The organism is Bacillus cereus group sp. BfR-BA-01349 (genome assembly GCF_022663795.1).
In the GTDB taxonomy this organism is placed as follows: Bacteria; Bacillota; Bacilli; order Bacillales; family Bacillaceae_G; genus Bacillus_A; species Bacillus_A cereus.
The window spans coordinates 26,891-40,384 of record NZ_JAKUGE010000052.1 but is presented as its reverse complement, the minus strand read 5'-3'; the positions used below and the strand labels follow the sequence as shown (position 1 = coordinate 40,384).

Here is a 13,494-nt window from a genome sequence, read left to right as displayed (position 1 = left end):
CAAAACTAAAAGGATTGTCCCCTGTGCAATACAGAGTTCAATCCTTAGTAGCTGCTTAATATATTTGTCTAATTTTTTGGGTTCAGTTCAGTAATGGTGGTCTTTTTTATATTGGTGAGATTGTACTAGTATAATAAAATAGGATTAACTGTTTATTGTGAGTTTGATTGGTTATCCCTTCTTTCCATTTGGAAGGAAAGGGGTAATATACCTATGGAGTTTTTGTTTGAGCTTCTAAAAGAATTTGTGAAAGCCATTGTAGGTGAAGTGTCTGCGTATGTTTTTAGGAAACAAATTTTAGAAAAAGATAACAAAAAACCCACCCTTTTGCTTCCTCGTCGCCGTCGGAAGCAAAAGGGTGGGTTTCGTAAAAAATAAATGATCACGTTATATCCCTAATTGATTGTAAATTGATTTGAATACGTGAATTCACCACGATATTTAATTGCAGCGACATAAGTACCGCTTGTATAGCTATCTGTGATAGGGGTTTGCCAAATTTCTGTTCCAGGAATAAATTCTGGTTCTATTGTTTGGAATCGTTCTAGGGTACCATTTGTGTGGATTTTAAAAATTTTCATTTGCGCACCAAAATGTTCTCTACCAAAGTGCTGTGTTAAGTAAAATGTATCACCAGTTATTAAATTCCCAATCTTCCAATCTGGTTGATATGTACTTTCCTCTGAATTTTGTAAATCCACAATGGTTTTAAATCCCCAATCATCATTAAGTGGATCTGAGTAAGCTGCAGCTGCTTGTGAGGTAGGTTTACTCATTTCTATTGCAGTAAAACCGCTAAAAGTTAATGCCCCAATTAATGCTAATTTTCCTAACTTCATTATTGTTTCCCCCCTATTAATTTTTGTAATTTTTAAAACCAGAAATCATACACACATAATAATATAATCTACTGTATTATATTTCAAATATTTTCTAATAAACTCCATAAATAAAAAGGCACCCCAAAGGTTCCTTCCTCCGATTTGAATCACTTTAATTCTAAGAATATGTATTGGACTCCCATTCAAGTATTATTTTTCCCAATGAACAATTGGAATATTTTAGGTTTTTCACTATTTTTATGTTAAGATATTTTGGTTGATATTCATCTTATTTTAGGAGGTTGGAAGATCTGTTACATGCTTTTCATATGGATTTTAGCTTCTATACAGAAAATATAAAAGTTTTAGGGTTATTAGGGAATTCTACTCGCTTATCAATTGTTTGTAAATTGATTACATATAGATCGTTGTCAATTTTTGATTTAAGTAAGCAAACAAGAATTACAGAGGATTTGATTGTACAACATTTGCGTAAATTAGCCTTTGGAAATATTGTAATTAGTGAACGTATAGGGAAAAGACTTCATTTTAAAATAAAAGATAATAAAACAATGGAGATTATTAGGGTTACAAAGTTAATTTTAATTACTTTCGATATAAATGCTTTTGCTATAACTTAATTGTGTAAAATCACAAGTAGTTCACCTACGGAAATAGGTGGGCTTGAAATTCATAAAAAAAGACACCTAAAGGTGCCTTCTGCCGACTTGAACTATCTTAATTTTAATAATATGTATTGGATTCTGTCCCAAATATTATTGTGCCATGTTAAGTTATTGTATTTTATTTTTGCACCAGAACTGTTTTCTTTTCATAGGGTAATTTGTCCAATTAAAAACTACTTCCACTACAAAGATCAACTCTTTAATAGAGTTGATCTTTTTTAATTTTGAATATTTTAATTTTTAATAACAATACAATCCTATATTATGTTAACATATAAGTATATCCCAATATTACCAATAATTATTAAATTTTCCACAGTAATATTTGTTACTAGAAACTTCTATTTCACTGCTTTTTTCGCTGTTGTTCTCTCATAAAATAATAATAAAACCTCTTAACTTATTTGAAAGGCGTTATTATTTCAACTAACATTTAAATCTTAAAATACCCTTTCTTGATCCCGCAAAAATAATAAAGATGAATATATGAACAATGAATTAAAAACAATTATTATAAACTGAAAATTTACTTTTTATTTACAAAAAAATGAGGATATGGTAAATTTAAATTGTAAGATTTTCCATTAGTGTAAAACCTTAACGAAATATAAACTGATAGAAATGGGGAATTAGTATGAAAAAAGCTATTATCGGTGCAATTGCTGCAGGTGTTTTAGTAGTTCCAGCTTCAATGAATGTATTTGCCGCAGAAAAAACAGTTGGAAAGTCCGAAATTGTGACAGCGGATAGCACAATAACTGAAGGATTTGTAGCAGATGAAAACAATTCTGGCAATAAACCTCAGTTATACGCAGGTGTAACGTCTGGTAAAGCAGACGGTGGGTATTGGATTAGAGGAAAAAGAGATGGAAACGTTATTTCCGAATATAAACATTATACAAAACAAGGTAGAGCAACAGTTACAAATGGAAAAGGCGTCTACAATGATGGAAAATGGCAGAAGAAAGATGTATTTAGCAAAGCAAAAGCTACATGGACATCTAGTGGTACAAATAAAGCGAATTACGATAATAAATAATATTCAAAAACAAGAGAAGTTTAAAAACTTCTCTTGTTTTTGAATATAGATAATTAGTGATATTAGATTTTTCTAAGAGGTGTTTGCATGAAAAAAATCATTTTTATTTTAATGGCAGCAACGCTGGCATTAACTGCATTTTTATCTTTAAATATTTTTAAAGAATATAAAACACAACAGTTATTCTATAAAAATACAACTAGTATTACTTTAAATTTTGAAGAAGAGAAAAGTTACACTAAGAATTACATTGAATTTTTACAAAGTTTAGCAAAGAAATATAATGTGAATATTTCAAAATACATATACCCGGGAGAAAATGATTTACATATTTTTACAACTGATACTGGTTTAAATAACCATATCAAGTTAAAATCAGGGAAGTTTCCAGAAGTAAATTCAAACAAATTTATAAGTACTTCTGAAATTGAGAGCACAGATCAAATTGGTATTATAAAAAGAATAGATTCGAAAACTAAAATAACTATCCAACCTTTAAGTGCAGATGAAAATTTTGATGGAAGTGGTATGTACTATATCTCGACTCAAGATAAAGAAAAAATAAATGCCATGTTAAAAGAACTAAATGAAAATGTAGCTAAAACAGAAATTTTTGGCGAAAATAAAGCCAATTTTATATATTTACTTGAGAGCAATGGGTTTCAAATATTTTGTATATTTTTGATTGTATTATGCATCTTTGTTGCGATTATTCACTATATCATTCGTAGATTGAAAGATATAGCTATCATGCAAACATTGGGCTATACAAGAAAAAAAATAGTTAGCTTCTTTATCTTTAATTTAGGGAAAATCATGATACTATCAAGTCTTATGATTTATGTATTATTTATTATGTATTGTATATTTACAGATAGTACAGATTTTTATTTTGAATTATCATGTATTTTTTGGATTATAGCAATTACATTGAGTTTTATTTTAATTATACCTATCACAATAATTACGATAGTAGCCTTTACTAGAAATATAAATGTTTCAAAAATAAAAGGTAACAAGCCATATATATTAGTTAGCACATTAAATTTCACTTTAAAATTTCTATTTATAGTCGTAATGTTATTGTCCACGTATCATTGGAAAATCCTATCGAATGAACTCAATCAAAAGATAGATAATTTATCTAATTGGTCAAAAACTAAACATATTTATAAAACTCAAGTTACTTTCGCTAAGGGCGACGATTTAGGTGCGGAAGAAAAAATTAGCAAAAAAATGAAAGACCTTTACTTGGATATGGAAAAACAACATGGTGGCTTTCTAATTAGTACGTCAAATTATGACAAAATAGATGGAAAGTATATCTATGATTTAAATAATGAAAATGGGGATCCGAAGTTAGAACCTTCCGGAAATAGTGTTACTATAAATTCAAACTATTTATCTTATAATCCTATTAAATCAGTTAAAAAAACAATCAAAGAGCAAATTATTCATGATTCGAATACTATGAATATATTAGTGCCTGAAAAATTAAAGGAATATGAGAAGGAAATATATAAGAATTATAGAAAACATTTTTATTTCCAAAAAGTTGAAGTTGATAACATTTATAATGAGGAACTAGGAAGAGAGAAAAATAATACTAAAGAACAAGAGTTAAATATAAATATTATATATGTAAAAAATAATCAAGATTATTTTACTTATGATTCAACTATAAAAGCGGAAGATAAAAATCTCATTAGAGATCCTATTGCAATTATTGATACAGGTATCTTCAATCAATCCTTTTATTTGTCATATGTTGCATCTGAATTTTATTTTAAAACTAATAGTGAGCAACCATACGATAGTATAAGGGCTACTATTACTAAAAATGAGGCTCAATCAACTATACAAAATATCACCTCAGTATATGATCGTTTAGCGTTTGAAATTCAAAACCTAAAAACAGAAAAAGAAAATTTATTGATCGCAATGATCATATTAATCGTCTCGAATTTTCTAATAACTTATAACACTATTTCTAGTTACTATGAAAAAAACAAGTTCAATTTGTATATTAAACAATTATTTGGATTTAGCGCTATAAAGCGCAATAAAATTATGATTACTTTATTGTTATTAGTAAATATTATACCTATTATATCTGTATCTATATATGTTATTGATACTTATGTGATTTCTATAGGTATTTTGATCCTAATCTTAGAAATTTTAATAAGCTATTTCTTTGATAAGAAATTAAGCAATCAAACATTCAATGCTATCATAAAAGGAGAACATTAGTAATGATTGAATTAGTGAATATAAATAAGAAATTTGGTAATAAAGTTGTATTAAAAGACTTCTCATTGAAGATTGAAGATACAGACTTCATCGCAATCGTTGGGGAAAGTGGAAAAGGAAAAACGACGTTATTAAATATTATTGGTTTATTAGAACAAAGCGACTCTGGAGATATAATTATAGAAGAACAAATGAATCCAAACAAAAAGCAAACCTTACTATTGCAACGTGAAAAATTAGCTTATCTATTTCAAAATTACGCTTTAATGGAAAACGAAACGGTAGAGAAAAATTTATTAATAGCCCTAGAATATCAAAAAAATATCGATAAAAGAAAAATAATAAAAGAAGCTTTACAAAAAGTGAATTTGCCTAATTATGAGAAGAAAAAAATTTTTGAGCTTAGTGGTGGAGAACAACAAAGAATCGCTTTAGCAAGAATACTTATTAAAAAATGCGACTACATTTTAGCTGATGAGCCAACTGGTAATTTAGATAACAATAATCGAGATTTAGTGTTTAATATATTAAAAGACCTTAATGAAGATGGAAAAACGATAATATTTGTTACACATGATATGGAATTGGCCTCTAGAGCAAAAAAAATTATAACAATTTAGCGTAGGTTAAAAAGAAACTATTTTTACCCCTACCATTAAAATAGTATGAGACTGATATTAATGCATCATTTGCAAAACGAAAGGACGATTCTTATGTATTTATAGAATCGTCTCTTCGTTACTATACGTATCCTTATTAAAGTCATTAAAATGGGTCCTGTTGCAAAAAATCGAGAAGCTGATATTGTTGTATGAAATATTGTATAAAAGAAGCTTATAACGATTTAATAGTGATGAATTATTAAATCAGTTGAAATCTGTTCGTAAAAAAGTAAGGTATGTAGAAAACAGCGCTAGTAATTGGGCTAGGATTAATCCCACTCTGTTCTTAATTTAAGGAATTCCAAAACGTTCTAACTTCAATGGAAGACCGCCTGCACCACAAGCTTAATTGTTCTGCAAAGAAAGTCATACTACTTGTATGGCTTTTTCTTTATTTTAGTTACTTAAGCCCTACATTTTTATCTGATTTGCTTCTGCTGGTGTAGAAGAGGGAAAAGATATAGAAGCATAAAGTGAAACTTTAATCAGCCCTCACCAATTGGGCTTTTACGGGCAGCCCGCCCCCCCACCTAATTTCTTTGCTTCCGCTGAATTTTGAAATGGGGATCTTACCGCCCGTTAATGCGGGATAAAAGAAAACCGCCTGAAATGATATGTACTTGAATAGTAGTACATAAAAAAATACAAATAACAATAAATTAAATATCGTTAAAACAAAAAGGAGATGTCCCAGGCATGGTACTAGGACATCTCCTTTACTTATCTAAATTTCTAAACTCTATACAGCACTATCATTTAAACAATTATTAAATATATCTTCTAACTAAAACATCGTATTATCATTAGCTGCTTCACTTGGAATCTCTTGAATTACATCCCAGTGTTCGACAATCTTTCCATCCTTGATACGAAATATATCCACTATAGCAACTCCCTTATCTTGAGAATTAGTACGAGAATGTACATGAAGAGCAACTGTATCCCCTTCAGCTACTACACGTTTAATCTCTGCAGAGGAATTAGGATTTTTAACAAAATCCTCCTTAAAGAAATCCATGAAGGCTTTTCTTCCATCAGCAACAAAAGGATTATGTTGCTTATAATCTTCACTAACATATTTAGGGATAATATCGATATTATGTTTGTTAAAAACTTCATTATAGAAATCAACTACCATCTTTTTATTCTTTTCATTTTCTTTTACTTCTTTTGATACAGAAGCGACATTTTCACTCTTTATTGAGTTCCCTTTGTTATTACCGTTGGAAGCTTGATATACCAAAGTCGAAACTACTCCTAAAATAAATACAGAAATAATTGTTATGATTAAACTTTTCTCTAATTTCATATATACCTACCTCTTCTACTTAAATAAGTTTTCTTCTATAAAAAGCTTGAAGAAGGAGAAACCTTCCCCAAAATGTAATGTCAGGGGTAATGTTAGGAATTTCATTTATCCTAACCTCCCCCTATACAAGGCATATTAGAAACGATTAATTCTAACTTAATACCTCATTAACAGTTGCACTGTCCACAATTTGAATAAACTTTTTAACCTTATCGTTCTCATCAAACTTATAAAGGTGACAAAAATCTGCTACAAATGACTTCCCTGTAGCTTTATATGTTCCACTATATTTTCCATAAACGATAACAGTATTGTTATTAAAAGCATAAATTTCATCTTTAGCGCTATAGTCATCCCATTCTGTGCCAAGACGTTCATGTACGTTTTTCACTACTTCATCTGGACCTATATAAGTACCTGCATATGGAAACCCAGCAGCTTCTGTCCAAGATACATTTTCACTTAAATACGTTTTGAACGCATCCAATTTCCCTTCGCCAGTTAACACATACGTTTCATGTAATAGTTTTTGATATTTATTCATATCATTAACCCCAAGGCATTTCTTTTGTTACAACTTTTGCACTTAATTCTAATACACCTTTATTTGCATAGCCTGGATATGCTGCTTCAAGTTTTGCCACAAAATCTTTTGAAGTTCCACTTTCCTCAGAAGCTTGAACCGCCGTTCTTAGATAATCCATTGTCGCAGTAAGTGCTTGATTATTTAGGGATTTTTCGATTGATCCATGGCTAGGCACAATTATGTCAGCATGTAATGCTTGTAATACTTTCAAGTTCTCAATCCATGCCTCCATAGCCGCTTTTGAGTTAGTATCCGCTAAGAATACATGTATTTCGTTAAATACATCAATACCACCAATTAATACTTTTAGTTCTTTATTAAATAGGCTAGTTCTGTAATGATCTAAGCCTACTAGTTCAAATGTTAACCCCTGAAAATCAATCGCTTTTTCTTTAAACACTTGAGGTAATACCACGTTACTTGGTGCATTTTCTCCAAGGGCGTCTTTCCAAACTTTTAATTTCCCTAAGACAGAATGAACGATATGTTCAACAGTAGACTCTGTTGCATACGCTATAGCTTCTGGGTAAACGGCTTTAATGCTCTCTAATCCAAAGTAGTAGTCTGGATCCCCATGAATAATAAAGATTTTATCTAGAGATAAGTTGTTTTTTTTCAGATACTCAACAATTTCTTTCGAATCAGATTGCGTAAATTTTGAGTTTATTAAAAATGCATGTCCTGCTTTCTCAACTAATGTTGCTGTGACCATAAAGCTTTTTTCGTCCGAACTAAACACCGTTAATTTCACATCTTTTTGATTTGTATCGATTGTTTTAAACATAGTATGTTATTCTCCTTTTGTTAAAGTTATTAACTAATTATCATATTTTTATCTTGTTCCGATAAAGTGAAACTTTAATCAGTGGGGGTTTTGTTCATCCCCCACTGATTATTAGTTGAACCAATCGGACTTTTATGGACAGTTGATCCCCCACCTAACTTCTTTGCTTCCACTGAATTTTGAGGTGGGGGTCTTACTGCCCGTTAAAGCGGGATAAAATCTCCCACTCCCATTTATCTGAAAGTGTAATAGTACTGGCGAATATTCCGGAGATGAATGTCAGGTGGTCTAAGATAACATGTTTGCTACTATATCCTAAATTTTCTTAATATAAATTTTTAAAACGCGCTTCAATTTTATCCGGTGTCATTACGCCACCACCAATAGGAATAATTTGATTATCCTTTTGTAAAAGTAATGAAGGATAGCTATTAACATCAAGCTGTCGAACTTTATTGAAATCATTTTGGACATCTATTATTGTTTCTTGAGCGTTTAAACGTTCTAATACTTGTTCAGGGTCCAAACCATGCTCGATTGCAATCTTGCGATATGTTTCAGGATCACTCAGACTTTGGCCCTCATAATAAAACGCTTTTTGCATAGCCGAAGTGAATTCTAATAAACGGTCTGGCGCTAATGAGCGTAAAGCTGAAAAACCAATTGCAGCATCTTTCGAATTCATTTTAAAAGTCCCTTCCTCCACCCATTTTTGATAGGAAGGACCAAATTCAGCACCTGTAAGTTGATTAATTCTTTTATTTCCTTCTTCTATATATGAGAAGTGTTTCATTGGTAAATTATCCAAAAATAACCCTCCACATAAAACCGTTAATGGCACTTCAGTGTGGTTTTTGTAAAATCCTTTAATACTTTCTGAAAAACCATAGCACCATCCACAATATGCATCCCATACGTAAATAAGGTTATCTTGTTTCGTCTCCATTTAAATCTCCTACCTTTTTTTTATTATCCAGCTCAACTAAATTTTTGGTTTATATAAGTACATCTTTTTATACCTTATTCTTTTTTAGATACCTTACTATATTTCCCCAAAACTAATATTTCCAAAGAAAGATCCACCAAGGTTTTTAACAAAAGATAACGTTGCACCTTATTGCCCCGTAACAGAAAATACTATAGCTTAGAATATGCATTGATATGAATGTGTTAGTAACTTTCTACACCGGGTGGCAACGTATGGACCACCATCCTTAATTAAATATATAAATCATATTTTTAGCAGATATTAGTTGTAACTAAATTAATTACATCTTTATGTAACCATTTTAGTTACAACCAATATAGAAGTCAATTCTTTTTTTTGAAAACATTAAATTTCTACATTAATCTACAACCAATCCCACTCTTTACAAAAATATATCAACGATTATTCAATTATATCGATCGTAACTCCGAAGATATCAACGTTTCGACACAACATATCGATTTACCGACAAATTTCGAGTGCGCTATCCCCTAAACCAACAACCAATCCCACACCACGTCCACCTACAAAGAAAAAAAGCACCAGGTCCCCCCGATGCTTCCCCCACTCTAAAACAAATGACAAGCCACATGATGCCCCTTCGCAATCTCCACCATCTTCGGTACTTCCTGTGCGCATTTTTCAGTGGCGAATTTGCAGCGCGTTCTGAATTTGCAGCCGGATGGTGAGTTGAGTGGGCTTGGTACTTCTCCTTGCAAAATGATCCGTTCTTTGCCTATGTTTGTTGGATCTGGTTCTGGCATGGATGAGAGTAGTGCTTGTGTGTATGGATGTGCCGGTTTTGTGTATAGGTCTTCGCTGTCGGCAATTTCAACTATGTTTCCTAAGTACATGACTCCGATTCGATCTGATATGTGTCTTACCATGGATAGGTCATGTGCGATGAATAAGTATGTGACGCCTGTTTCTTCTTGGATGTCTTGCAGCATGTTTACGACTTGTGCTTGGACGGAAACATCTAGTGCTGAGATTGGTTCGTCACATAAGATAAAATCTGGTTTTACAGATAATGCACGCGCGATGCTAATGCGCTGGCGCTGGCCCCCGCTAAATTCGTGCGGGTAGCGATATAAGTGTTCTTCTTTTAATCCTACCTTTTTCAGAAGGTCTAAAATGATTTCTTTTTGTTCTTCTTTTTCGTAAGAGCCGTGAATGTTCATTGGCTCGCTAATAATTTGGAATACGTTCATTGCCGGGTTTAATGATGCGTATGGATCTTGGAAAATGATTTGCATTCGTTTTCTATATTCTTTTAGTTCACTTTCCTTTAAACTTGCGATGTCTTTTCCGTCGAATAAAACGTTACCTGAAGTGACATCGTGTAAGCGAATGATACTTCTTCCTGTCGTTGATTTTCCGCATCCAGATTCTCCTACTAACCCGAATGTTTCACCCTTTTTAATAGTGAAGCTTAAATCATCGACTGCTTTTAATTGCTCTGTTTTTCTGCCGAATAGTCCTTTTTTAATAGGAAAATACTTTTTTAAGTTCCGAACTTCAATTAAGTTTTCTTCATGCATGAAAATCACCTACCACCCTATCGTTTAGCCAGCACATGGAACGTCGTTCGTTTCCAATTTCAAAATATGGCGGACGTTCTTTTTCACAAATGTCCATCGCATGCGGGCAACGCTCTGCGAATGGGCAACCTTGTGGCGGGTTTAATAAGTTTGGCGTTACACCTTGAATGGGAGCAAGTCTTTCTTTTACGCCGTTTGCGATTTTTGGCAGAGAGTTTAATAACCCTTTCGTATATGGATGATTCGGCGATTGGAAAATATCAAGTACAGGTCCTTCTTCCATAATAAGTCCGCCATACATAACGATAACGCGTGTACAGTTTTGTGCGACTATTCCTAAGTCATGCGTAATAAGAAGTAACGCCATGTTCGTTTCGTTTTTTAAGTTTGTCATTAAATCTAGTATTTGTGCTTGTATCGTTACATCAAGTGCTGTCGTCGGTTCGTCCGCAATGAGAAGGTCAGGGTTACAAGACATCGCCATTGCGATCATAACTCGCTGCTTCATACCTCCGCTTAGTTCATGCGGATATTGTTTCACCCTTTCTTCTGGTGAAGAAAGACCGACTTGTTTTAACAAGTTGACCGCGATTTGCTCTGCTTCTTTCTTTTTCACTTTTTGATGACGTATAATTACTTCCATCATTTGTTTCCCAATTTTCACGACCGGATTTAGCGCTGACATTGGGTCTTGAGAGATAAGCGAAATTTGATTTCCTCTAATAGAACGCAATTCTTTTTCAGATTTAGAAAGTATGTTTTCATTATGAAAAAGGATTTCCCCTTCTTTCACTTTTCCTGGTGACGTAACGAGAGACATAACGGACTTCGCCATTACACTCTTTCCGCTTCCAGATTCCCCAACGATACCGACTACTTCTCCTTTATTTAAGCGAAATGTAACGCCGCGAACCGCTTCAACTTCGCCACTTTCTATGAAAAAAGAGGTCTTTAAATTTTTCACTTCTAGTAGTTTTTCAGACACGCTTCTCACTCCCTTCACTTAACACTTTAGTTTTCATGTCCGGCTCCTTTTGGTGCGAAAGCTTTCTTCAATGCTTCACCAATTACGTTAAAACTAAGTACCGTTAAAAGGATAAGGAATCCTGGGAAGAGTGTTAAATACCAAGCTTCACCAATATATCCTTGCGCATTGTTTAGCATGCTGCCCCAAGAAGAATCTGGTTCTCTAATACCTAAACCTAAAAAACTAAGTGATGATTCCATTAAAATCGATGTCGCAATTGTTAATGTCGCAGCGATAATAATGGTTGATAAAATGTTAGGAATGATATGTCTTACAATACTCATAAGTGATTTTTGTCCTGATACTTTTGCGTATAAAACGTACTCACGCTCTTTTACAGATAACGTTTCTGCCCTTACAATACGGGCGGTGTCCATCCATGTTAGTAATCCGATAATAAGAACTAACGTCGTAATTCCTGGTTTTAAATACGCATTTAATAGTAGCATTAAAAAGAATGATGGAATTGACATAAGTACTTCAACAACCCTCATTAAGAAGTTGTCTAACTTTCCGCCAAAATATCCGCTAATTGTTCCAACTGCGGTTCCGATTGTAATAGAAACAACCATCGCAAGGAAACCGACCGCAAGTGAAACTCTTCCGCCATATAATGCCCTCGTTAAGTAATCCCTTCCGTAATCATCCGTGCCGAAAGGATGACTCATACTCGGTTCTTGTAAACGATCTGGAATCGACATTTTACTAGGATCGTACGGCGATACGAATGCGAAAATTGATGCGACCGTTAAAATCGCAAGTATAATAACTCCCATTGCAACAAACTTATTTTTCGTAAAGCTATGTTTTATCGTTTGAAATCTCCTATTATTCATTCCAAATCACCCCCTCATTCGAATGCGCGGATCTACTACGCCATATAAAATATCAGCAATTAAGTTACCGAGAATTAACATGAATGATGATAGTAATGTAATTGCCATGATAATCGGATAATCAAATCTAAAAATAGCATTTACCCCAAGTGAACCAAGACCCGGCCATGAAAATACTGTTTCCGTAATAAATGCTCCGCCTACTAAACTTGGAATCGATAATCCGAAAATTGTAATGATTGGTATTAATACATTTCGAAGTACGTGATTAAATAAAACCGTTTTCTTTGAAGCACCGTACGCATATTGAATTTGTACATATTCTTCTTCTAATTGCTGAATCGTACTTGAACGAATATATCTCATATAAACAGATACGTTTTGGAACGCTAGCACCATACAAGGTAAAATGCCGTGTTGCACAATATCCCAAACAGAATCTTTACCTACGGTGCGCATACCCATACTCGGAAGTAGGTTCAATTTTAAAGAGAATAAGTAGACTAATAGTAGTGCAAACCAGAAAACCGGCATAGAAATACCAACGTATGAAATAAAGTTTACAATGCGGTCAAAGAATGAATTCTTTTTCACACCTGTAAATAGTCCAAGTGGTATTGCGATTACGAATGAGACGAGTAAAGATGATCCCATTAACCCAATTGTTGCGGGTAATCTTTCTGCGATAAGATCTAAAACAGGACGATGATTTTGAAGTGAGTAACCAAAGTTCCCTGTTAAAATGTTTTTTAACCATAAAAAATACTGCACGTAAATTGGTTGATCTAGTCCTAAACTTTTGCGAATACGCTCCACATCAATTGGACTCATATTTGGCGTTACAAAGTTTCGAACAGGATCCCCCGGCGCTAGCTTTATTAATAGAAAAGAAATAATAGAAATAACAAATAAAAGCGGAATTGCATTTAAAAGCCTCTTCGCAATTACTTTATACACAAACT

General features: G+C 32.9%; 14 protein-coding genes. 5 read left to right on the top strand and 9 right to left on the bottom strand.

Going from position 1 to position 13,494, the window contains the following annotated elements; all coding sequences use genetic code 11:
- Window positions 1-213 precede the first annotated feature (213 nt).
- On the top strand, window positions 214-378 hold the full coding sequence (locus MR169_RS22930; RefSeq protein ID WP_242320089.1) for a hypothetical protein: 165 nt from the start codon (window positions 214-216) through the stop codon (window positions 376-378).
- A gap of 17 nt (window positions 379-395) precedes the next feature.
- Here the strand turns inward: MR169_RS22930 and MR169_RS22925 are convergent, their stop codons facing one another.
- On the bottom strand, window positions 396-839 hold the full coding sequence (locus MR169_RS22925; protein WP_000765890.1) for a DUF5065 family protein: 444 nt from the start codon (window positions 837-839) through the stop codon (window positions 396-398).
- A gap of 311 nt (window positions 840-1,150) precedes the next feature.
- Here MR169_RS22925 and MR169_RS22920 point away from each other — a divergent pair, with 311 nt between their 5' ends.
- The 4 genes from MR169_RS22920 (at window position 1,151) to MR169_RS22905 (ending at window position 5,419) form a co-directional block, all read left to right on the top strand.
- Window positions 1,151-1,462, top strand: a complete 312-nt coding sequence (locus MR169_RS22920) for an ArsR family transcriptional regulator (RefSeq protein ID WP_242320090.1) — start codon at window positions 1,151-1,153, stop codon at window positions 1,460-1,462.
- A 679-nt stretch (window positions 1,463-2,141) separates the two neighbouring features.
- Window positions 2,142-2,546, top strand: a complete 405-nt coding sequence (locus MR169_RS22915) for a lactococcin 972 family bacteriocin (protein WP_000709112.1) — start codon at window positions 2,142-2,144, stop codon at window positions 2,544-2,546.
- Window positions 2,547-2,633: 87 nt separating this feature from the next.
- Window positions 2,634-4,799, top strand: coding sequence for a DUF1430 domain-containing protein (locus tag MR169_RS22910; RefSeq protein WP_000720041.1), 2,166 nt, complete (start codon window positions 2,634-2,636; stop codon window positions 4,797-4,799).
- Window positions 4,800-4,801: 2 nt separating this feature from the next.
- Window positions 4,802-5,419, top strand: a complete 618-nt coding sequence (locus tag MR169_RS22905) for a putative bacteriocin export ABC transporter (RefSeq protein WP_000571715.1) — start codon at window positions 4,802-4,804, stop codon at window positions 5,417-5,419.
- A gap of 826 nt (window positions 5,420-6,245) precedes the next feature.
- On the opposite strand, the gene MR169_RS22900 is transcribed toward MR169_RS22905, so the two are convergent.
- From MR169_RS22900 to MR169_RS22865, 8 genes are all read right to left on the bottom strand, one after another.
- Window positions 6,246-6,770 (bottom strand): nuclear transport factor 2 family protein, encoded by a 525-nt coding sequence (locus MR169_RS22900; RefSeq protein WP_000764207.1) that lies wholly within the window; start codon window positions 6,768-6,770, stop codon window positions 6,246-6,248.
- A gap of 151 nt (window positions 6,771-6,921) precedes the next feature.
- Window positions 6,922-7,314: a nuclear transport factor 2 family protein gene (locus MR169_RS22895; protein WP_001046361.1), complete on the bottom strand. Its 393-nt coding sequence runs from the start codon at window positions 7,312-7,314 to the stop codon at window positions 6,922-6,924.
- Between the two features lie 4 nt (window positions 7,315-7,318).
- Window positions 7,319-8,140, bottom strand: a complete 822-nt coding sequence (locus MR169_RS22890; RefSeq protein WP_000477271.1) for an MBL fold metallo-hydrolase — start codon at window positions 8,138-8,140, stop codon at window positions 7,319-7,321.
- Window positions 8,141-8,465: 325 nt separating this feature from the next.
- Window positions 8,466-9,086, bottom strand: a complete 621-nt coding sequence (locus MR169_RS22885; RefSeq protein ID WP_242320088.1) for a DsbA family protein — start codon at window positions 9,084-9,086, stop codon at window positions 8,466-8,468.
- Window positions 9,087-9,697: 611 nt separating this feature from the next.
- A complete protein-coding gene (locus MR169_RS22880; protein ID WP_136986199.1) occupies window positions 9,698-10,669 on the bottom strand; it encodes an ABC transporter ATP-binding protein in 972 nt (323 codons plus the stop codon).
- A complete protein-coding gene (locus MR169_RS22875; protein ID WP_242320087.1) occupies window positions 10,662-11,654 on the bottom strand; it encodes an ABC transporter ATP-binding protein in 993 nt (330 codons plus the stop codon). Before MR169_RS22875 ends, MR169_RS22880 begins: the two co-directional genes overlap by 8 nt.
- A 26-nt stretch (window positions 11,655-11,680) precedes the next feature.
- Window positions 11,681-12,532 (bottom strand): ABC transporter permease, encoded by an 852-nt coding sequence (locus tag MR169_RS22870; RefSeq protein ID WP_242320086.1) that lies wholly within the window; start codon window positions 12,530-12,532, stop codon window positions 11,681-11,683.
- 6 nt (window positions 12,533-12,538) lie between these two features.
- The gene (locus tag MR169_RS22865; RefSeq protein WP_000278771.1) at window positions 12,539-13,489 is read right to left on the bottom strand and encodes an ABC transporter permease; all 951 of its coding nucleotides are present in this window, start codon (window positions 13,487-13,489) and stop codon (window positions 12,539-12,541) included.
- Between the last annotated feature and the right edge of the window lie 5 nt (window positions 13,490-13,494).